Annotated in this window: 16 protein-coding genes and 1 pseudogene; 12 read left to right on the top strand and 5 right to left on the bottom strand. The window is 59.7% G+C overall.

Features of this window, described 5'->3' with window-relative positions; translation table 11 throughout:
• Nucleotides 1–233 precede the first annotated feature (233 nt).
• Nucleotides 234–380 carry a hypothetical protein gene (locus AC1D1L_RS24920; RefSeq protein WP_477344066.1) on the bottom strand — a complete coding sequence of 49 codons (147 nt, stop codon included), beginning with the start codon at nucleotides 378–380 and terminating at the stop codon, nucleotides 234–236.
• Nucleotides 381–427: 47 nt separating this feature from the next.
• Between AC1D1L_RS24920 and bioB the strand changes: the two genes are divergently transcribed.
• The 9 genes from bioB (at nucleotide 428) to AC1D1L_RS24875 (ending at nucleotide 11,458) form a co-directional block, all read left to right on the top strand.
• Nucleotides 428–1,423, top strand: a complete 996-nt coding sequence (bioB, locus tag AC1D1L_RS24915; protein WP_477344065.1) for a biotin synthase BioB — start codon at nucleotides 428–430, stop codon at nucleotides 1,421–1,423.
• On the top strand, nucleotides 1,420–2,559 hold the full coding sequence (locus AC1D1L_RS24910; protein WP_172352502.1) for an 8-amino-7-oxononanoate synthase: 1,140 nt from the start codon (nucleotides 1,420–1,422) through the stop codon (nucleotides 2,557–2,559). Before bioB ends, AC1D1L_RS24910 begins: the two co-directional genes overlap by 4 nt.
• Nucleotides 2,556–3,191: a dethiobiotin synthase gene (bioD, locus tag AC1D1L_RS24905; protein ID WP_477344064.1), complete on the top strand. Its 636-nt coding sequence runs from the start codon at nucleotides 2,556–2,558 to the stop codon at nucleotides 3,189–3,191. Before AC1D1L_RS24910 ends, bioD begins: the two co-directional genes overlap by 4 nt.
• Nucleotides 3,191–4,456 (top strand): adenosylmethionine--8-amino-7-oxononanoate transaminase, encoded by a 1,266-nt coding sequence (locus tag AC1D1L_RS24900; protein ID WP_477344063.1) that lies wholly within the window; start codon nucleotides 3,191–3,193, stop codon nucleotides 4,454–4,456. The genes bioD and AC1D1L_RS24900 overlap by 1 nt, the downstream gene beginning before the upstream one ends.
• Entirely contained in the window at nucleotides 4,453–5,436 is a 984-nt protein-coding gene (locus AC1D1L_RS24895) for a beta-ketoacyl-ACP synthase III (protein WP_477344062.1), read from the top strand. The genes AC1D1L_RS24900 and AC1D1L_RS24895 overlap by 4 nt, the downstream gene beginning before the upstream one ends.
• Nucleotides 5,437–5,494: 58 nt before the next feature.
• Nucleotides 5,495–5,947 carry an aspartate 1-decarboxylase gene (panD, locus tag AC1D1L_RS24890; RefSeq protein ID WP_477344061.1) on the top strand — a complete coding sequence of 151 codons (453 nt, stop codon included), beginning with the start codon at nucleotides 5,495–5,497 and terminating at the stop codon, nucleotides 5,945–5,947.
• A gap of 1,455 nt (nucleotides 5,948–7,402) precedes the next feature.
• Nucleotides 7,403–7,699 (top strand): co-chaperone GroES, encoded by a 297-nt coding sequence (gene groES, locus AC1D1L_RS24885; RefSeq protein ID WP_006333965.1) that lies wholly within the window; start codon nucleotides 7,403–7,405, stop codon nucleotides 7,697–7,699.
• 65 nt (nucleotides 7,700–7,764) lie between these two features.
• Nucleotides 7,765–9,423, top strand: a complete 1,659-nt coding sequence (gene groL / locus AC1D1L_RS24880) for a chaperonin GroEL (protein ID WP_477344059.1) — start codon at nucleotides 7,765–7,767, stop codon at nucleotides 9,421–9,423.
• 541 nt (nucleotides 9,424–9,964) lie between these two features.
• On the top strand, nucleotides 9,965–11,458 hold the full coding sequence (locus AC1D1L_RS24875) for an NAD-dependent succinate-semialdehyde dehydrogenase (RefSeq protein WP_010913527.1): 1,494 nt from the start codon (nucleotides 9,965–9,967) through the stop codon (nucleotides 11,456–11,458).
• Nucleotides 11,459–11,967: 509 nt separating this feature from the next.
• On the opposite strand, the gene AC1D1L_RS24870 is transcribed toward AC1D1L_RS24875, so the two are convergent.
• Nucleotides 11,968–12,651 carry a transposase gene (locus AC1D1L_RS24870; protein ID WP_107652201.1) on the bottom strand — a complete coding sequence of 228 codons (684 nt, stop codon included), beginning with the start codon at nucleotides 12,649–12,651 and terminating at the stop codon, nucleotides 11,968–11,970.
• 626 nt (nucleotides 12,652–13,277) lie between these two features.
• Complete coding sequence (locus AC1D1L_RS24865; RefSeq protein ID WP_436175384.1) at nucleotides 13,278–14,363, bottom strand: cytochrome-c peroxidase; 1,086 nt, start codon at nucleotides 14,361–14,363, stop codon at nucleotides 13,278–13,280.
• A gap of 691 nt (nucleotides 14,364–15,054) precedes the next feature.
• Between AC1D1L_RS24865 and AC1D1L_RS24860 the strand changes: the two genes are divergently transcribed.
• The gene (locus AC1D1L_RS24860; RefSeq protein WP_477344058.1) at nucleotides 15,055–15,411 is read left to right on the top strand and encodes a transcriptional regulator; all 357 of its coding nucleotides are present in this window, start codon (nucleotides 15,055–15,057) and stop codon (nucleotides 15,409–15,411) included.
• 1,017 nt (nucleotides 15,412–16,428) lie between these two features.
• Here the strand turns inward: AC1D1L_RS24860 and AC1D1L_RS24855 are convergent.
• Nucleotides 16,429–17,844, bottom strand: a complete 1,416-nt coding sequence (locus AC1D1L_RS24855; RefSeq protein ID WP_477344057.1) for a mannose-1-phosphate guanylyltransferase/mannose-6-phosphate isomerase — start codon at nucleotides 17,842–17,844, stop codon at nucleotides 16,429–16,431.
• Entirely contained in the window at nucleotides 17,844–19,277 is a 1,434-nt protein-coding gene (locus tag AC1D1L_RS24850) for a phosphomannomutase (protein ID WP_477344056.1), read from the bottom strand. The genes AC1D1L_RS24855 and AC1D1L_RS24850 overlap by 1 nt, the downstream gene beginning before the upstream one ends.
• 508 nt (nucleotides 19,278–19,785) lie before the next feature.
• On the opposite strand from AC1D1L_RS24850, the pseudogene AC1D1L_RS24845 reads away from it, so the two are divergent.
• Nucleotides 19,786–19,893: pseudogene (locus tag AC1D1L_RS24845) on the top strand (hypothetical protein); the annotation flags it as partial.
• Between the two features lie 89 nt (nucleotides 19,894–19,982).
• Nucleotides 19,983–20,366: a hypothetical protein gene (locus AC1D1L_RS24840; protein ID WP_477344125.1), complete on the top strand. Its 384-nt coding sequence runs from the start codon at nucleotides 19,983–19,985 to the stop codon at nucleotides 20,364–20,366.
• Nucleotides 20,367–20,480: the final 114 nt, after the last annotated feature.

Raw genomic sequence — 20,480 nt, 5'->3', positions numbered from 1 at the left:
CCAATAGCCGACGCAAGCCTTCTCGGCGCCTGGCGACACGCTTCAACAACGGAGGCGGGAGGGACGGACCAGCAAGGCACAGAAAGCCGCGTCGCAGTCCTTGGCGTCATCATCTGCCGACTCGACGAGATGCGCCAGTTGGCGGCCTCTCACGGGCTGGAACTTCTGAGTTATCTGCTGGACGTCGCCTTCACCGAATCCTGCGACGCGATCAGAAAGGAGCATTCCTGTGCTCACAGTAAAATAACGGAAACCGTAATCCCCACGGATGACGTGAGTTGAGCCTGCGGGCAGCAGTTGGAGAGTCCGCTCAAGAGCGCCACCAGTCGCGTTTCGATAGAAGACTTCCCGCTGGCATGCGCCTTGTCTTCAGCATCCACTGCAACGCTCCAGGTCAAGGACGGAAGATTATGGAGAACAAGACCTTATGAACGAACTCAGCCCAAACCTGACCTCGGATCCAATCGGTTGGGCGCTTCCCCCTTGGACGCGAGCGGAAGCCCAAGCGCTCCACGACGCGCCATTCAACGACCTTTTGTTTCAGGCGCAGACCGTTCACCGGCAGAACTTCGATCCCAACAAGGTCCAGCTGAGCCGGCTTCTCAGCATCAAGACCGGCGGATGCCCGGAGGATTGCGGCTATTGCAGCCAATCGGCACATCACGAAAGCGGGTTGAAGGCGTCAAAGCTGATGGAGGTCCGGCGCGTCATCGCCGAGGCGACCAAGGCACGCGATGCCGGCGCCACCCGCTATTGCATGGGCGCGGCCTGGCGAAACCCGAAGGCGCGCGACATGGACGCGGTGGTGGCGATGGTCGAGGGTGTCAAGGCACTCGGCATGGAGACCTGCATGACGCTCGGCATGCTCGATCTTGAGCAGGCCGCTCGTCTGAAACAGGCCGGTCTCGACTACTACAACCACAACATCGACACCTCCGAGCGCTATTACTCAGAGATCATCTCGACCCGCACGTTTGCCGACCGGCTGGATACGCTGGCCAATGTCCGCGACAGCGGCATTAAGGTCTGTTGCGGCGGCATTGTCGGCATGGGCGAAGAGCCGGTGGACCGGATCGACATGCTGGTGACGCTGGCCAACCTGCCGGAGCATCCCGAAAGCGTGCCGATCAACATGCTGATCCCGATCGAGGGCACCCCGCTGGCCGAGGCCAAACCCATCGAGCCGATCGAATTCGTGCGCGTGATCGCGCTGGCCCGCATCATGATGCCGAAGTCGCACGTGCGTCTTTCCGCCGGCCGCGCCGCCATGACCGATGAAATGCAGGCGCTGTGCTTTTTTGCCGGCGCCAACTCGATCTTCGTCGGCGACACACTGCTGACGGCGGACAATCCCGGCGAAGACAAGGATACTCTGCTGTTCCAGCGTCTCGGCATCGAGCCGATGGAAATCGGCACGCAATGAACGAGGCACTTCTTGCCCGCTATGACGCGTCCTTGCGCGGACTGGCGCGCAAGGACCGGCTGCGCACACTTGCACCGCGCGCCGGGCTCGACTTCTCGTCGAACGACTATCTCGGGCTTGCCGCCTCCAAAAGACTTGGCGAAGCGGTGGCGGCGGCGATTGCGCGGGGGACGCCGGTCGGCGCGACCGGATCGCGGTTGTTAAGGGGCAACTCACCGGAGCACGAGGCCCTGGAGGCAGACGCCGCGGCGTTCTTCGGCGCCGAACGCGCGCTGTTCTTCGGCAGCGGCTACATCGCCAACTTCGCTCTGCTGACGACGCTGCCGCAAAAGGGCGACCTCTTGATCCTCGACGACCTTGCTCATGCCAGCATGCATGAGGGGGCCCGCGCTGGCCGCGCCGAGTTCAAGCTCGCCGCGCATAACGACATCGATGCTGTCGAGGATGCGATCACCCGCTGGCGCGCCGAAGGCGGCATGGGCCGCATCTGGATCGCGGTCGAAAGCCTCTACAGCATGGATGGCGACCGCGCCCCGATGGCGCGCCTTATCGCGCTTGCCGATCGGCACGAGGCATTCCTCGTCGTCGACGAGGCGCATGCCACCGGCATCTGGGGACCGGACGGCCGCGGGCTGGCCGCCGCTTTCGAGGGCCGCGACAACATTGTCGCACTTCACACATGCGGCAAGGCGCTCGGCGCGTCCGGCGCACTCGTCACCGGGCCGGGAACGCTATGCGACTATCTCGTCAACCGCTGCCGGCCATTCATCTACGCCACCGCGCCGTCGCCTCTGATGGCGGTGGCAGTGCGCGAAGCGCTGGCCATGCTGTCCGACGAGCCCCAACGCCGTGTCCAGCTGCAGGAGCGCGTAGCCTTCGCGGGCCGCCAATTGGCCGAGCGCTGCGGCGTGAAGCCCAGCGGCTCGCAGATCCAGTCCTTTGTCATCGGCGACAACAGGCGCACCATGGCGGTGGCGGCGGCGCTGCAGGCGCGCGGCTTCGACATACGCGGCATTCGTCCGCCGACCGTACCCGAGGGCACATCGCGACTGCGCATTTCGCTGACGCTCAACGTCGACGAAGCCGACATTTCGGCCATGCTCGAGGCGCTCGTCGAGGTGCTGGCCTCGACATGACCAAGCGCATCGTCATCACCGGAACAGATACCGGAATCGGCAAGACGGTGTTTTCGGCGGGATTGGCCGGCTTCCTCAACGGCTTCTACTGGAAGCCGGTGCAGTCGGGCCTCGACGGCGAGACCGACAGCGAGGTTGTTGCGCGGCTTGCCGGCCTTCCGCCGCGGCGCGTGCTGCCGGAAGTGTATCGCCTGAAGGAGACGCTGTCGCCGCATCGTTCGGCCGAACTCGATGGCGTCGCGATAGACGTGGCAAGGCTCTCGCTTCCGGACTTGCCGGGTCCGATCGTCATCGAAGGTGCCGGGGGACTGATGGTGCCGCTCAACCGGCGGACCAAGTTCATCGACATATTTGCTCAGTGGCGGGTGCCGGTCATCCTGTGCGCCCGTACCAAGCTCGGCACCATCAATCACACCTTGTTGTCGATCGAGGCCCTGCGGGCTCGCTCGATCCCGCTCGTCGGCATCGCCTTCATCGGCGATGAAGTGGCAGATACGCAAAGGACAATCGTGGAATTCAGCGGCATACGCCAACTTGGCAGGCTGCCGCTGCTCGATCCGCTGACGAGTGAGACGCTGAGGGAAGCGATGGTTGCCGGCTTCGACCTCGCAGCGATCGCAGGAGGCGAGTGATGTCGCAGTCTCAAGTCTGGCATCCCTTCACCCAGCACGCGCTCGAGCCGGCTATCCCTGAAATCGTCAGGACGGAAGGCGCCTACCTCTACAAGGCTGACGGCACACGTATCCTGGACGCCATTTCGTCCTGGTGGGTCGTCACGCATGGCCACCGCCATCCCCGCATCATCAGGGCCATCGAGAAGACCGCGTCGAGCCTCGACCAGATCATCTTCGCGGGCTTCACCCACGAGCCAGCCGAACGCTTGGCCAGGGCGCTTGTCGGGCTCGCTCCCACCGGTCTCGACTGGGTGTTTTATTCCGACAGCGGCTCGACCTCAGTCGAAGTCGCGCTGAAGATGGCGCTCGGCTATTTCCGCAACATCGGCGCGCCGCGCTCGCGCATCGTCGTCATGGAGCACAGCTATCACGGCGACACCATCGGCACGATGAGCGTCGGCGCCCGAGGCGTGTTCAACGCCGCCTACGAGCCCTTGCTGTTCGAGGTCGACACAATCCCCTTCCCGGCCGCCGGGCGAGAGCAGGAGACGCTGGACCGGTTCGAGGCAGTCTCCCGCGACCGGCACGCCGCCGCGCTGATCGTCGAGCCGCTGGTGCTCGGCGCGGGCGGCATGCTGATGTATCCGGCCTGGGTTCTCACCGAATTGAAGAAGATCGCCGAGGCCTCCGGAACGCTGCTGATCGCAGACGAAGTGATGACCGGCTGGGGCCGCACCGGGACCATGTTCGCCTGCGAGCAGGCATCGATCTCTCCCGACATCCTGTGCACCTCGAAAGGGCTGACGGGTGGCGTGGTCCCGTTGGCCGCCACGCTCGCTACCGATGCCATCTTCCAGGCCCATTATTCGACGGACCGGAAGAAAACCTTCTTTCATTCGAGCTCATACACCGCCAATCCGATTGCCTGTGCGGCAGCACTCGCCAATGTCGAGATCTGGCGCGACGAGCCAGTAGCCGAGCGGATCGCGGCCTTGAGCGTGATGCAGGCCGCCGGGCTGCAACGCTTCCGGGACAATCCATATTTCACCGACTGCCGGGCGACCGGCACGATCGCGGCACTCGATCTGCGCACCGGCTCAGCCGGCTATCTGGCCGAGATCGGGCCGAAGCTCCGCGCCTTCTTCCTCGAGCGCGGCCTGCTAGTGCGCCCGCTCGGCAATGTCCTCTATCTTCTGCCGCCCTATTGCATCACCGGCGAGGAATTGGACGGGCTCCATGACGCCATCGAGGAGGCCGGCGAACGCTTCGGCACAAAGCCATGAGCCGATCGTCGCGCGTCCTCGGGTTTGGTCATCATGCGCCGTCGCGCAAGGTCGAGAACCCGGAAATCGAAAACCGTCTCGGGCTAGAACCCGGCTGGATCGAGCGGCGCACCGGGATACGCTCGCGCTTCTGGGCAACGGACCAAGACACGCTGTCTGGTCTTGCCACGCAGGCTGGCGACATGGCGCTGGCGAACGCCGGTATTGTCCGCAGCGACATAGGGCTGCTGTTGCTTGCCACCTCGACGCCCGACCACCTTCTGCCGCCCAGTGCACCCTTGGTCGCGCACAAGCTCGGCCTTGGCCGCCCAGGCGCGGTCGATCTAACCGGCGCCTGCGCCGGCTTCATCTATGCGCTGATGTTCGCGGACGGGTTCACCCGCCTGCACGGCAAACCAGCGCTGGTCATCGCCGCCAACATCCTCAGCCGCCGCATCAATCCAGCCGAGCGCGCGAGCTCAGTCCTTTTCGCCGATGCCGCCGGCGCCCTGGTGATTGGTGCGTGCGAGGACCCTGATCTAGGTATTCTCGGCGCTTCGGTGGATTCGGACGGCTCGCGCTACGGGCTGATCCAGATCCCGGCCGGCGGAAGCAGCATCCCATTCCATGACGATCTGGATCTCGGGCAAACTCGGATGACGATGACCGACGGACGCGAAGTGTTCGCCAAAGCTGTTGAGATGATGACCGATTGCTCTACAAGCGCGCTTGCCGTTGCCGGAGTGCGACCACAGGACATCGATCGGTTTGTGCCGCACCAGGCCAATGCCCGCATTTTCGATGCGGTCGGGCGAAACCTCGGCATCGCCGATGAAGCGATCGTCAAGACGATCGCCGAGTATGGCAACTCTTCCGCCGCGACGATCCCGCTCTCGCTGTCGCTCGCCCATCGGGCGGCGCCGTTCCGGCCGGGGGAGAAGGTTCTTCTGGCGGCCGCGGGTGCGGGTCTTAGCGGCGGTGCGATCGTCGTTGGAATTTAGCCACGCGAACCGAACTGCCAAGACTGACCTTGAACGATGAATACAGGGACAACGACCAATGCGAAAACTAGTCGCCGGCAAGCTGCACGGCATCCACGTCACCGAAGCGAACCTCAACTACCATGGTTCGATAACGCTCGACCCCGACCACTGCGAGGCAGCCGGGATCCTGCCGATGGAATTCGTGGAGATATGGAACAAGAATTCCGGTGCGCGGATTTCGACCTATGTCATCCTCGGCGAGCGCGGTTCACGGTGCTGCATCCTCAACGGAGCGGCGGCTCGCACCTGTCAGCCCGACGACCCAATTATCGTCTGCAACTCCATCTACCTGGACGAAGTGCATATCACCTCGCTGAAGCCGCGCATCGTCACGTTCGACCAGGATAACTACATACTCGACCGCCTGAGCTACTCCGTCGATCTTGACACAGACGGCCGTTACAGTTTCTCGATCCTTGATGAGGCGAATGAAGCTTTGGCAATTCCAGCCTTGGTTTCCGGGGCGTGAGCCGCGCTCCGCAGATGTGCGAGCCTCGGCACTGAAGAGCGTCTGGTCTAAGACTCGACGAAGTTGCTGAAAAAGGGCCGATGCCCACTGCGCCTTGGGCACCGTGGGCCTTCGTGGGATGGCGCAATGTCTCGCAGCTGCTGATCCGCGAACAGCGGTTTGCATGTCTGACCCTTGTCTCAGGTTACTTGCGGTGGCGGCTTGCAAATTCTTTCTGCTTTCTCAAGCGCCGCGGCTGGGTCCTTGACGACCTGGCTTTTCATGATCTTTGCCGCCGTGTCGATCAAGCAGGCCACCGTCTTCCGCATCGGCAGCGGTGCCAACCATCATCGCGAATATGGCTAGCCGAACGGCCGCAAGCAGCATTGAGGTGGGCCTTCGGCAAAGTGTTTCCCGCCGGCGCCAAGGCTCGCCAGCCATCCGACGCCTGATCGCGTTACATATCAGGTTCGTCGATCGGTGGCTTGGCAGCAAGACCGAGCCTGGCTCGTTGGCCATCGGCGTAATTTTCGGCGGGAAACTGTGTCTTGAACCGAAGAACTGTCAGTTTGCCGTCCTCGACAATATGAACAACCCATCCCCCACTACAACGCTTGACCCGCACGTCATTAGGTTCGCCAGCCACCATTGCTGCCCCTCATTTTCGTTGCCCTTGGGCTGAGACTGGAAGTCGTTCCCGCACATCGGAAAACATAGGACCTTACGTAACGTCAAGCCCCGATTTTGGGATAGCCGATGCCTTGTCGATTTCAGGGTGACGGCGATTCTGGTCCGCAACGTCCGTGATTGCTCAAATCGATTTAGATGCGCAGATTTTGCATGTTAATTCAGCCTTGTTATCCACAACTAACGTGAATGGGAACGCGTATTCAGTCCGAGTACCTCTGCAAAAAATCTGCCGCTCTGGTGAGGGGAGCGGGCGATCAGGGCGTGTGAGGTGCTGACGTCAAACGCGAGATTCCGGAAGATTGATAAAATCGTTTGTTTCGATGAGATGCATCCACCCTGTGGATAGAAATACAGTCCCATGAACGGGCAAGCCTCTGGTGCGGGAGATGATGCTAAAGGAGACATCCCGCATGGCCACTCCACGCAAAAGCTCGGCACGTCTCGGCGCTACCAAATGCTCAGCCCCTCACCTCGCTCTCTACGGTGCGACGAAGCGCGCTGGCAGATCGCGGAAGGCACAATGGTTACCGATCCGCAGGGTGGATTCATCCTGTGGGTCGAGCCTCCGAACACCATCGATTGGCTCGACTCTTTCAGGGCTGCATCGTCCGGAAAATCGTGATCGCCCACCCTCTTGTCTTGACTAGCCCCAGCCTAGGGCTTATCTCGTCGCATTGTTAGCGCTCGCCCTTGGTGAGTGCTAACCGCAGGCCGGCATAGCCGAGCTTTGTAAGTTATCCGGCGTCGCCGGACGCTTTTCTCACCGTTCTCATCGAGGAAGAAAAAATGGCAAAGTCGAAGTTCCGCCCGCTTCATGACCGCGTGGTCGTTCGCCGGGTCGAATCCGAATCCAAGACCGCCGGCGGGATCATCATCCCGGATACGGCAAAGGAAAAGCCGCAGGAAGGCGAGATCATTGCTGTCGGCTCCGGCGCTCGTGACGAAGCCGGCAAGCTGGTCCCGCTGGACGTCAAGGCTGGCGACCGTATCCTGTTCGGCAAGTGGTCGGGCACCGAAGTCAAGCTCAATGGCGAAGACCTTCTGATCATGAAGGAAGCCGACATCATGGGCATCATCGGCTAACACGCCGCTGCCTTTCATCCGTACCATCCAATCTGAATTTCGGGCGAAATGCCCAGGAGTTAAAAATGGCTGCCAAAGACGTAAAATTCTCCCGTGACGCCCGCGAGCGCATGCTGCGCGGTGTCAACATCCTCGCCGACGCGGTGAAGGTGACGCTCGGCCCCAAGGGCCGCAACGTCGTTATCGACAAGTCGTTCGGCGCCCCGCGCATCACCAAGGACGGCGTCACCGTCGCCAAGGAAATCGAGCTTGAAGACAAGTTCGAAAACATGGGCGCACAGATGGTCCGCGAAGTCGCTTCGAAGACCAACGACATCGCCGGCGACGGCACCACGACCGCGACCGTTCTGGCGCAGTCGATCGTCCAGGAAGGCCACAAGGCGGTTGCCGCCGGCATGAACCCGATGGACCTGAAGCGCGGCATCGATCTTGCCGTGACCGACGTCGTCGCGACGCTGATCAAGAACGCCAAGAAGATCAAGACCTCGGAAGAGGTTGCCCAGGTCGGCACGATCGCCGGCAATGGCGACGAGTCGGTCGGCAAGATGATCGCGGAAGCGATGCAGAAGGTCGGCAACGAAGGCGTCATCACGGTCGAGGAAGCCAAGACTGCCGAGACGGAACTCGAAGTCGTGGAAGGCATGCAGTTCGACCGCGGCTATCTCTCACCCTACTTCGTCACCAACGCCGACAAGATGGTTGCCGAGCTCGAGGACGTCTACATCCTGCTGCACGAGAAGAAGCTCTCCAACCTCCAGGCCATGCTGCCGGTTCTCGAAGCCGTCGTGCAGACCTCCAAGCCGCTGCTCATCATCTCGGAAGACGTCGAAGGCGAGGCTCTGGCCACGCTGGTCGTCAACAAGCTGCGCGGTGGCCTGAAGATCGCCGCCGTCAAGGCTCCGGGCTTCGGTGATCGCCGCAAGGCCATGCTGGAAGACATCGCCATCCTCACCGGTGGCCAGGTCATCTCGGAAGACCTCGGCATCAAGCTCGAGAATGTCGGCCTCAACATGCTCGGCCGCGCCAAGAAGGTGTCGATCTCCAAGGAGAACACCACCATCGTCGACGGCGCCGGCAAGAAGGCCGAAATCCAGGGCCGCGTCGCCCAGATCAAGCAGCAGATCGAGGAGACCACCTCGGACTACGACAAGGAGAAGTTGCAGGAACGTCTCGCGAAGCTCGCGGGCGGCGTTGCGGTGATCCGCGTCGGCGGTGCGACGGAAGTCGAAGTCAAGGAAAAGAAGGACCGCGTTGACGATGCGCTGAACGCGACACGCGCGGCCGTGGAAGAAGGCATCGTTCCCGGCGGCGGCGTTGCCCTGCTGCGCGCTTCGCTGAGCATCAACGCTGTCGGCGCAAACTCCGACCAGACCGCCGGCATCAGCATCGTGCGTCGTGCGCTGCAGGCTCCGGCCCGCCAGATCGCGGCCAACGCCGGTGCGGAAGCCTCGATCGTTGCCGGCAAGATCCTCGAGAACAAGGGCGCGACCTTCGGTTTCAACGCCCAGACCGGCGAATATGGCGACATGATCGCCATGGGCATCGTCGATCCGGTCAAGGTCGTGCGCACGGCTCTCCAGGACGCGGCCTCGGTCGCCGGCCTGCTGGTCACCACCGAAGCCATGATCGCGGAGGCTCCGAAGAAGGAATCGGCTGGCGGCGGCGGCATGCCTGGCGGCATGGGCGGCGGCGGCATGGGCGGCATGGGCGGCATGGATTTCTAATCTAGCCTCTATCAGCTTTCGGATACCGAGAGGGCGGCAGCGACGCCGCCCCCTTTTTTTGGGACGGAGCCGGTCGGAAAAGGTTTGGGCTCGCGTGATATTGTAGTGCGCGCGCCTACACGGCCACACTACATCGTCGCAGTGGAGCTTTCGGGTGGCGAACTGAACAAACATGGCTTTGTGCGCGACTATCAAGACTTAGCAGCGCTCAAGCCACTACATCGACCATGGCGGTCGGTTTTCGATATGCCTGATATGAGCGGCCGTGGAAGCCGCTCAAAGAATGATACCGCAGTGCTGTTGCCAACGTCGGCGATTTCGATGATCGACTCCGCCTATGCCAGCTCTTCACGAGCTCTATCCGCGCGCTTGCCTGTTATGGAGCGAAAGCCTTTAGCGCGACTAGTGATTGAGGCTGTCATTGCTATGGGCTAATCAGTCGGGAAGCTGCGCTTGCAATGACGGAGGGCCGGAACGATCTCGTCCGATCATCTGGCACAAGGTGTGCTTATTAGTACGTTGCGAAGCTAGTAACTTAACCATGAAGGGGGACGACGGTTTGACCGTGACACAGTCGCTGACGAGGCGTCTCAAAAATCCCGAGCTATTTGACGATCTGGCCGGTGTGCCTGGTCGGAAGGCGGAGCAATCCACGAGGCGTTTTTCGGTGTTCAATCCCTCAACGGGCGAGCTGTTGGCTGAGCTTCCAGATATGGATGTCCGGGACGTTTCCAAGGCAATCGATAAGGCTGAAGCTGCGCAGGAACATTGGGCGGCGCTCACCGCGCGCGAGCGCTCCGACATCTTATGGGAATGGCACCAACTGATCCTCGACCACAGCGAGGACCTTGCAGCCATTTTGACGGCTGAAATGGGTAAGCCGCTTGCAGAGGCGAAGTCTGAAATCGCCCATGCCGCAGCCTACCTCCAATGGTATGCCGAGGAGGCCAATCGCATCTATGGCGAGACGATTTCGCCGCCTTCTAACGACAGGCGTATGCTGGTAATCAAACAGCCGATCGGTGTTGTCGGCGCCATTACTCCTTGGAATTTTCCCGCCTCGATGGTGGCTCGCAAGATTTCGCCTGCGCTTGCCGCCGGCTGCGCGATTGTTCTGAAACCCGCGGAGCAAACACCGCTTGTCGCGGGTGCTATGTTCACGCTTGCCCGGATGGCAGGTTTTCCCGATGGCGTTCTAAACTTGATCTACGCATCGGAAGGCGATGCGGTTGGGCGTGAACTTTGCTCGAACCCGAAGGTCCGCAAGATCAGCTTCACTGGGTCGACCGAGGTCGGGCGGCTGCTCATGAGGGAGTGTTCGGATCAGATCAAAAGAACCAGCTTCGAACTTGGTGGTAACGCTCCTTTCATTGTTTTTGATGATGCAGACGTCGACGCTGCCGTCGATGGTGCGCTACAGGCAAAGTTTCGGAATGCAGGCCAGACCTGCGTTTCAGCCAATCGGCTTTACGTACAGTCCAGCGTGTATAATGAATTCTGCGACAAATTCACCAAGCGCGTCAGTGCATTGCGCGTCGGTGACGGTTTCGAGCCAGAAGTTGCGATCGGTCCCCTGATCGATAAGTGCGCGCTTGCAAAGATTGAAGATCATATTCGCGATGCTGTGCGGCAGGGTGGGAAGATCCGTTGCGGTGGCAACCGTATCGGCGAATCGGGAACCTTCTTCGAGCCCACGGTGATCACCGACGTCGAAAGGACAATGCGGGTCGCTCAGGAAGAAACCTTCGGACCGCTGGCTCCCATAATCCGCTTCAACGATCCCGACCAGGTGGTGCGCGAGGCGAATGACACGATTTACGGTCTTGCAGCCTACTTCTACGCTTCCAATCTAAAGCGCGTGTGGCGCGTGGCTGAAGCCCTCGAATACGGAATGGTCGGCATCAATACGGGACGCATGTCATCCGAGGCCGCACCCTTTGGCGGAATGAAGCAATCAGGGATCGGTCGTGAGGGGTCGCGCCACGGCCTCGAGGATTATCTCGAAATGAAGTACCTGTGCATGGGTGGGCTATAATCCCACAGCATCCGCGTCCCATTGACTTCGCCCTGACAATCCGCCGCGGCCATCGATGGAATGGTGGCCTTCGATCAAGGCCAAGCGTAAAACCTTGATGCTGTCATCCTTGCCTTCGGCCGCATTCACCGATCCCTGATTGACACGTGCTTGCCATGTACCGCTTCAATCCGCCGGGAGTGGTTTTTCCTGTCTCGGCCGCGACACTGGACCAGATCAACGAGCACAGGGGCGTGCTCGCCACCTGTCGAACCGTGCTTGCAATAAGGAATTCGCCGCGCTGACCAATGACAAGGCACGGCGGATCGAGGCGATCTACGGGCAAACCTTTGGTGGCGGTTGAAGGCGTGATCATCATAAGGATTGATCTTTAGTCCGACGGCACGGCGGTGCCCTTAATCCGCCCATTGTTTCCGGACCTTGGTTTGTCGCCGACACATGCGCGAGCGTCCCTCGGGTTCGACCGGCCGCCCATGACCGCCGGTCGAATGGCGGCATCTTCTGAAGCCTTATTGCAGCCCTAGCTTCCTCTTCAGTTCCGCGTTCTCTGTGCGTAGGCGTTCCGCGAGCAGGCTCTTCAATCGCTTGTTTTCTTTCTCGAGGGCGACCAAGTCCTTCAGATCGTCACCATCGGATCTAGGCGCCGCGGCCTTCTTCCAGTGATAATAGGTCTGTTCCGATATACCCGCCTGCTTTACGGCGCTCTTGAGAGTGGTGCCGCCGCTGATCGACGTCTCGACCTGAGCGAGCATTTGGGCGCGCTCTTTTCCGGAGTAGACCTTCCGGGCGCTCCGCACGGCCGCTGCTGTTGCTGTTGCTTCCGCCGGGGACGCCGTATTGGCGCCATTCTTGCGACCAGGCTCAGTCTTGGCCTTCCGCGAAGGTGGGGTTTTCTTCTTCGTTTCAGGCGTCCTTCCTTTGGGAGCGTGTTCGGTTGCAGCTTCTACTGATTCAGCGTCTAGGGGATTTGCCATGAGATACTCCGCTCGCGGTTTGTGCGCGTGTTCAGCATCAAGGGCTATGACATTAGAGTCAATCAGCCGACGATTTGGCAGATCCATATCTTTGAGCTCCCTTGTTGTGTCGGCTATAGCCGCGGAGAGATCGACATCGCTCCAGATGGAATGGCCCCGTTTTTGATAATTGCGCTTTTGTTTGACCTCCACAGTGAACGGTCGGGTCTGCCGCCTCATAGTTTCTTCCTTGTTAGAACGAATTGCACAGGAGGTCGCGGCTGACGATGACTGAACAACTGGCGCTTCCTCTGTTGCGCCGAGCTATATGGATGAGATAGTCCGAGAGCAAGCGGCACTTGCGGTGTGCATTGACAAATGCTCGGGCCACGTCGCTGGCTGACCGCAGCTTTGTTTTCATATCGATGCGTTTGCAGAGCTGGAACAGCGGCTCGCGCGTCGCAACGCCATCGAGCACGTTTTGAAGGGGTGGATCTGAAGGCATCCGGTTTCTGCTGGGCGGACGCCAGCGGCTCGCGGAATATTGTCCGCGATGGCTCGATCAGGTGGTTGCGAGCTTGTCAGCGAATCTAAAGCGGGGGTAGGGGGTACATGTAACGACACATCACGACACAGTCGGCTAGTCGGAGCGTCTGATCGACGTGGCCGGCAAGGCGGGTCATGCTGTCGTGACGCAAGTGGGCGTCGACGGGTCAGGTTTTCATTTAGCGTTTCAATTGAATTCGGAAATGAAAGTCCCCCTAGCTTTCCAGTTGGATAGGCCTCACCGGAAGTCATGATCGTCTCGTCCCAGTGAAGGGCGCAATCATTCGTGATTGCGACCTTCACTAGCCAGCTCCGGCCAATCATTGCGGGAGGATATGCAATACAGGTCGAGGCGTTGTCGGCGTTTCGGCGGGTAAGACGGGATAGGCGACCTCCGGTACTTTTCCGGTCAGCGAATTAAGGAAGGCAACGAGCAGGTCGACTTCTTTTTCCGTCAATTCTTGGCCGAGCTGGGTGATCCCCATAATGGCGACGGCCTGTTTCAGATCCCAAACCTTGCCCGAATGAAAGTATGGCGCGGTGAGTGCTACGTTGCGCAACGGCGCCACGCGGAAAACATAGGAATCGTCGGCTTCATGGGTCACGGCAAATCGGCCTTTGTCGTTTTCCGGCAGGACATCGGTGTTGGGCTTTTCAACGAGGCCGAATGGGGAATAGCCCTCCCCACCCACGTTGATACCGCCGTGGCAGGACGAGCAGCCTTTGTCCATGAAAAGCGTCAGGCCCTGTTTCTGTTCGGAAGTCATAGCGGCGTCATCGCCGTTGAGGAAGGCATCGAAGGGCGCCGGTGTGACCAGTGTCGCCTCAAAGGCTTCGATTGCCTTGGCGACGTTTTCGAAGGTGACGCGATCGGCTTCGCCCGGGAAAGCTGAATTGAACCACTCGACATATTGCGGCATCGACTTGAGCGTGGCGATGAGTTGACCTGGTGTGTTGGCCATTTCGACAGCGGCTTGGATCGGTGCCTTGGCCTGAACCTTCAGGTCTTCAGCACGACCATCCCAGAACTGCGCTATGTTGAAGACAGCGTTCAGTACCGTCGGCGCGTTGCGCGGTCCCTTCTGCCAACCATGGCCGATCGAGCTTTCTTGATTGTCGTCGCCCCCGGTGGCCAAGTTGTGGCACGAATTGCACGACAAGACGCCTGACGCCGAGACGCGTGGATCGAAGAACATTGCCTTGCCCAGGGCTATCTTCTCCGGTGTGATCGGGTTGTTGGCGACTGTCGGCGTGATGGATGGGAGAGGCTTGAAGGTGGCCCGTGCTGTTTCTCTGAGGTATACGGGGATCGTTTGCGCAGCAAAAGCGATGGCCGGCAACGCGACAGCCACCGTAGTGAATAGGATTTTCACAAGTGATCTCCCTGCGTTTTGCACGGAAGCCATTGTTGATATGCGGTTCGTGAACGCCTTGCGCTAAAGGCGGCAATCCTCTTTGAATAAAATCGATTCTGACGCGGACCTGACATATTGTCTTCCTTCGTTGCATTGCGCGATATCACCCACGATGAACGCCAGTCGGTATCTCCTGTCGCCTCTCGAGAAGCATCAAAAGTCGTGCCAACTGAGCAGAAGGAACCTCCGGGGATTTTCTGGTCATCATTCAATAGGTTGAAGGAATTCGCAGCAAAGCGCAGCCCTACTCCGGTGTCGCAGATCTGACAGCCAACAGTCGGGCTGAAACAGAGAGATGTTGGTCCCTCAGCGTCTTGTCCGATGGGCACCGGCCTCCTGCATGGGCGGGAGGGGACCACACGGTATTAAAGCTCAAGATGAACGCCGCCGGCAAGCATCGCTAGACAGTCCCCGCAGATACTTTGACGCTGGTCCGCGAGCTGGTGCGCCTAGTGCCCGACCGCCAGATCGCGGCTCCTCAATCGCGCCGCAAGCCGACGGCGCGTTAAAGCGGCCGCGCAATCATCGATGTGAGCGTGATGACGGCGCTGCGCACTGTGTCGTCGAATTGTGGCCACTGGAGCAATCCTCGTAAAGCGAGCCAAGGTTCTTGATCTAAACGGCGGCGGCCGCCATATTAGCGTAGCGCCTCTCACACGTTCGAGAGTGATCGCATTTTTGGATGCCGCCGGCTCGGGCTGTTTCGGCATCCTATTTCAACATCGGCCGCCGCTTGTTTCGAGTCATCGAATGGCCGTTCTCTGCATTTGGAGGCAAAATGACCGCAACGCCTTTCGCGCTGCCCGAGGCAGTGCTTACCGCAATCTCAAACGGAAAACCCGTAATTCAGGCATATCGGGAACATCTTGGCTATTCGACCGAGGACATTGCCGTGACCAGCGGTCTGACAGTCGAGGAGGTCGGGCTGATCGAATCTGGCCATTGTTTCGACAAGGGCTATCGCGATCGGATCGCTCGGGCGCTTGGCTTGGCTGAGAGGATCTTCGATGAAATCTCGGGTATCCCGAACGCTGCCTGACGTCGGCCTCTGAAGATTACCCGCCGCCTGCCAGGTCGGATCAAAATCCCAAGGGTATATCAAAGCCCTTACGGCGGCGGGGCGGTGGCAGAATTCTTATTTCTACGGAATCGATTCGCTCTGCGGAAGATCGGCTTCATGCTGGGCGACACGGATGTAACCTTGGCCCGCACGAGAGGCCAGATCTGTGGATAGAGAGAACCGGCTAGCCGCGTTGATGGTACGAGGGCATGTGGACAAAATATCCCTACCCGATGGTGGCGCCGAACTACGGCACAACGATCAGCGCTTGCGAAGTCGAGCGCTTAGACGAAAGATTTCGGCGGAACCACCCGAGGCCATCAGGAAGATTCGTCACGATGAAAGCGATCCCTTGCCCGTTCTGCACAAGCTGCGAGGTTAGGCCATATGAGACGGACGAGGCGCGCGTTGTGATGAAATGCGAGGACTGCGGTGCATCGGGGCCGGTCTGCATCGACGAAGTCAACGCCGTCGAAAGCTGGAATTACCGTCCATCTGCCCAGCCCGAATAGGATTGTCCACGTGGCATGGCGATAGCGATGCGCCTACGCCTAATGGCCCCGGTCCGTCACCGGCGCGCAGGAGCGTATTACCTTCCTCAGCCGGTGCCGCGTTTCTCTTCCGAGCCCCCGCCAGTCAGGCCCGGCGCATGCTGGCCTACCCCGTCAGAGTGCCAGGCCGCTCATGTCGCGCCTGCCGTACATGGCAACGAACCTTATCGCGCACCTGATCGACTGATATTGCCGATCACCTTCCGCAACTCGAGCGGCTGTAGCAGCGCATGCCGTTACATCGGATGCCCAAGTGTCGTCTGACAATCTCGCCGGAAAACTGCCGTCTCAACAATTCGGCCAGCCTGTCGTTGCGACATCGCTCACTAGCCATACTCATAAAACCTGTTCTGGTTTGCCTTGCCTAGCCGCCGGTCGCCTGACAGCCCACATGCCGACGCAGGTTCGGTCTGCCAGCCACCGCAGGGCATGTGACGTGGGACTGTCAGGTTCGACCGTATACGTCCTCAAGCCGCACGATGTCATCTTCGCCGAGATACTCGCCGCTTTGGACCTCGATCATCACCAGTCCGATATTGCCGGGGTTTTCGAGCCGGTGTTTGTGGCCGCAAGGGATATAGGTGGATTGATTAGTGGTCAGGAGTAGCTCCTGGTCGCCGTTGACTATTTTCGCAGTGCCGCTGACCACGACCCAGTGCTCGGAGCGGTGATGGTGCATCTGCAGGCTCAAGCGTCCGCCCGGCTTCACCTCGATGCGCTTGATCTTGAAGCGCTCGCTTTCCTCCAGAACCGTGTAGGTGCCCCAGGGCCGGTGCACGGTACTGTGAAGCAAGTGCGCTTCATGTCCCGCAGCCTTGAGGCCCTCGAAGAGTTTCTTGACGTCCTGGACGCGATCGCGGGATGCAACAAGCAATGCATCGGGGGAATCCACGATCACCAGGTCGCTGATGCCGACGGTGCCGATGACGCGTTTGTCCGAGCTTATGTAACTGCCCACGGTGTCGACCACATGGACATCGCCGCGAATCCTGTTGCCGCTCCCGTCAGCGGCGACCAGTTCGGCCATTGCGTTCCAAGATCCAATGTCGTTCCACCCTATTTCGCAGGGAACGACAGCGAGATTGTGGGTTTTTTCCATCACCGCATGGTCGAGTGAAATACGCGGCGCCATGGCGAAGTGCTCAGATGAGAGTTCGACGCTGGCAACATGTTCGCCGTGGCTGACGCGAGCGTTATCATAGCTATCGAGAACGGCATCGATCACCTGCGGGCAATGCGCAGCCATTTCGTCGAGCATGACCTGCGCCTTGAAGCAGAAGATGCCGGCGTTCCAGAAGAAACGTTTGGACGCGACATAAGATTTGGCAGTCTCGGCGTTCGGTTTCTCGACGAACCGGACAACTTTCTCACCGTCGGCCTCGATGTAGCCGAATGCGGTGTCTGGCCTATCCGGGGTTATGCCCAAGGTTGCAATACGCCCCTGCTGCGCCTGTTCGATTGCCCGGTTCATGGCGGTTTGAAATGCGGGCAGATCACCAATCATATGGTCGGCGGGAAAAACACACAGAACAGCATCGGGACCCTGTGTTGCCTTGGCATGGACGGTTGCCGCAGCGACGGCGGCGGCGGTATCCCGACCCTCAGGCTCAAGCAGAAAGGTGCGTGGCAAAACAACGGAATCCAGCTCGTCGAAAACGTCTTTCGTAAGGAAGAGGTGCCCCGTGGACGTCACGGTAACAAGCTCCACGACATGCTGCATCGAAGCGGCGCGCAACACGGTGTGCTGGATGAGCGAAAGTCCATCCGCCACCTTGAGGAAAGGTTTGGGGTGCGATTGCCTTGAGGCGGGCCAGAGCCGCGAACCAGCTCCACCGCTGATGATGACCGGAACCACTTTCATCAAAGGTCCTCTATCTCGTCTGTAAGCGCGAACGCATGGGCCCCTTGCAGCGTCGAGGCGACGATCGCCATGGCCCTGCTCTCGGTCGAAGCTTCCGAGTAGCAGCGCAGTTCCGGGGCATTGCCGGAAGGCCGCAGATGTATGATCTCACCTGAAAGCATCCGCGCCCTGAGGCCATCGGTTTCGTCAATTTCGGCGACGGTCCCGAACGAGGCAAGAAAGTGCTGCAGTGCGTTCCGGCTTGCGAGATGATCCATCAATCTGCGCGAACTTTCCGCGGGGAAGTTCTGAAGCCGGTCACTGGCGCACACAGGAAGATTCCAAAGCCCGCGCAGTCGCGACAGCTTCTTTTTTGTCGACGCCATGGTACTGAGGACGGCCATAATCGGGAGGAATGAGTCCCGCGTCGGCAGTGCAGTCAATGTCTTCCCATTCACCACACAATCCGAGCCCAGCAGAACACCACCATTGGCCTCAAAGCCGACGATGACGCCGCCGGCGCCGTGTAATGCTTCCATTGCTTCAATGACAAATGGAGACCCGACTTTCGTCCTCTGGACCGCGAAACCAAAGGCCTTCGAAATTCCCGAATTGGAGGTCACTGGCGTCACGATCGTGTCTGCCTTCAGGAAAAGAGCCGTTGCAAGCCCAACCAGGTCGCCGCGAAGAAGATCGCCATTTTCATCAGCGATGAGTGGCCGATCAGCGTCCGCATCGGTCGACACGATGGCATCGAGACCGAATTCGCGGACCCACTTCTTCAATTTTGCAATTGTTGCTGTGTCTACGGCTTCGGTATCGACAGGTACGAAGGTCCCGGTTTTCCCGATGGCGACCACGCTGGCACCGAGCGATTGAAGAACCTGTATCAACAGTTCCGCCGCGACCGAACTGTGCTGATAGACACCAAGTCTCATGCCGGAAAGTGAGCCCGGCTCCAGCATGTCATGGGCGCGCTCTCGATAAGAGGCGATCGCTTCTTCACGGTGCATAGGCCACGTCGTTCCCGGACAAGCTGGTGGTAAGCAATACGCATTTGATCTTTCGGCTACAAAGCGCGTAATCGCGGCCTCATCCGCCTTGCTGATTTCACCATTCGGGCCATAGAATTTGATGCCATTGCGATCGGCTGGAATGTGCGACCCGGTGACCATAAGAGCCGCCGCGCCGTGTTTGCATGCATATAGTGCCAGGGCAGGCGTGGGTATGGTGCCGCAATCGATCGGCTGGAAACCATTTGCGGCCAACGCCGCCATGCAATTGTTGGCTATCGCCTGACTGCTGTCACGTAGGTCGCGGCCTATGAAGACCGAACTATTCGGCTGAACCCGGCTGGAAATCAAACGCCAAGCGAAAGCTTCGGTATAAAGTCCGCTGGCCTTGCCGACCAATTCCGAAGCCAAACCTCGAACGCCGCTTGACCCGAATTTCATGATTTCGCTTTGCTAGTGGACAGGCAGGGTGGGGTAATGTTGCAATGGGCTAGTACTTTCTACTGCAAGCGCCATCGTTCTCAGGCACCTGCTGTTCAGGTATGCGGTCTCTACAACACGGTGTGGCGTAAGGACCCCTCAGAGTTCCGCCGAACAGCAGGGCATCCACTGGCACAGGGGCATCCACAGTTCTCCTTCTAATGGTATCTTTTGGCGCGCTCATCTAATGATCAAGGAAGTGGAGTGATCGATCGGTGCCTCCCGGTATTTCGCTATGCAGCATCATGACAGGTCCGTAAACTTGGTTGTTTGGATGGAACGCATCCATGGCATGGATAAGGCTAGAAAGCCGTCTCGATCAGCGCAATGGAACCCTGTGATTCTTGGGTAATGGATTAAGGTCAGCCAGAGCGCTCGCCGACCATGGCGTCGCCTAGGGCGCTGGACCCAAGCAGGAACCGATGCTTGGATCAGTTGGGGCGACGATCAGCGCCGACAATGTCTTGCCTTGCGACGCCTTCAGAAAGTTGTTTCTGGAATTGCGTTCGATCAAGGCCCAGCGCAAAACCTTGATGCAGTCGTCGCCGCCGCAATCTTCGCCTTCGGCTTTGTCTACATCCATCCGTTCGAGGACGGAAACGGCCGCATTCACCGCTACCTGATCCACCACCTCCTTGCCATGCACCGCTTCAATCGCCGGGAGTGGTGTTTCCCGTCTCGGCCGCGATCCTGGACCAGATCGACGAGTACAGGCGCGTGCTGGAGAGCAATTCGAAGCGCCTTCTGCCATTGGTCGAATGGGAACCGACGCCGCAATTCAACGTCCGGGTGCTGAATGACACCGGGGATTTCTACCGATACTTCGATGCAACCCCGCACGCCGAATTTCTTTATGCCTGCCTTCGGCGGACGATCGAACGGTACCTTCCTTACGAAACAGCTTTTCTGCAGCGCTACGATCAATTCCGGCAACAGGTGAATGCCTTTATCGACACGCCCAAGCGGCTGATCGATCTGCTCTTCCGTTTCCTTAACCAGAATGGTGGCTCCTATCGAGCCGCGCCCTCGGAAAGGAATTCCCGGCTCTGACCAATGACGAAGCGCGGGCGGCTCGAGGCGATCTATGCGCAGACCAGAAAACGGCAAAGCACGCGGCAGAAGCCTTTCCCTGGGACTGCCGGTCGACCCTTGCGTTAGCGCCGA

Source organism: Mesorhizobium sp. P2_D6, assembly GCF_056404315.1.
Note: the sequence above shows the minus strand (reverse complement) of the source record. Positions and strands in the feature narration are given on the sequence as shown.

Excerpts from the sequence above, each read along its gene's own strand:
- AC1D1L_RS24860 (WP_477344058.1), top strand. The coding sequence starts at position 15,055 with ATGCCGCCGGCTCGGGCTGTTTCGGCATCCTATTTCAACATCGGCCGC.
- bioD (WP_477344064.1), top strand. The coding sequence starts at position 2,556 with ATGACCAAGCGCATCGTCATCACCGGAACAGATACCGGAATCGGCAAG.
- groL (WP_477344059.1), top strand. The coding sequence starts at position 7,765 with ATGGCTGCCAAAGACGTAAAATTCTCCCGTGACGCCCGCGAGCGCATG.
- AC1D1L_RS24855 (WP_477344057.1), bottom strand. The coding sequence starts at position 17,844 with ATGAAAGTGGTTCCGGTCATCATCAGCGGTGGAGCTGGTTCGCGGCTC.
- AC1D1L_RS24910 (WP_172352502.1), top strand. The coding sequence starts at position 1,420 with ATGAACGAGGCACTTCTTGCCCGCTATGACGCGTCCTTGCGCGGACTG.
- AC1D1L_RS24870 (WP_107652201.1), bottom strand. The coding sequence starts at position 12,651 with ATGAGGCGGCAGACCCGACCGTTCACTGTGGAGGTCAAACAAAAGCGC.
- AC1D1L_RS24850 (WP_477344056.1), bottom strand. The coding sequence starts at position 19,277 with ATGAAATTCGGGTCAAGCGGCGTTCGAGGTTTGGCTTCGGAATTGGTC.
- AC1D1L_RS24900 (WP_477344063.1), top strand. The coding sequence starts at position 3,191 with ATGTCGCAGTCTCAAGTCTGGCATCCCTTCACCCAGCACGCGCTCGAG.
- AC1D1L_RS24875 (WP_010913527.1), top strand. The coding sequence starts at position 9,965 with ATGAAGGGGGACGACGGTTTGACCGTGACACAGTCGCTGACGAGGCGT.
- AC1D1L_RS24865 (WP_436175384.1), bottom strand. The coding sequence starts at position 14,363 with ATGGCTTCCGTGCAAAACGCAGGGAGATCACTTGTGAAAATCCTATTC.
- AC1D1L_RS24895 (WP_477344062.1), top strand. The coding sequence starts at position 4,453 with ATGAGCCGATCGTCGCGCGTCCTCGGGTTTGGTCATCATGCGCCGTCG.
- bioB (WP_477344065.1), top strand. The coding sequence starts at position 428 with ATGAACGAACTCAGCCCAAACCTGACCTCGGATCCAATCGGTTGGGCG.
- panD (WP_477344061.1), top strand. The coding sequence starts at position 5,495 with ATGCGAAAACTAGTCGCCGGCAAGCTGCACGGCATCCACGTCACCGAA.
- groES (WP_006333965.1), top strand. The coding sequence starts at position 7,403 with ATGGCAAAGTCGAAGTTCCGCCCGCTTCATGACCGCGTGGTCGTTCGC.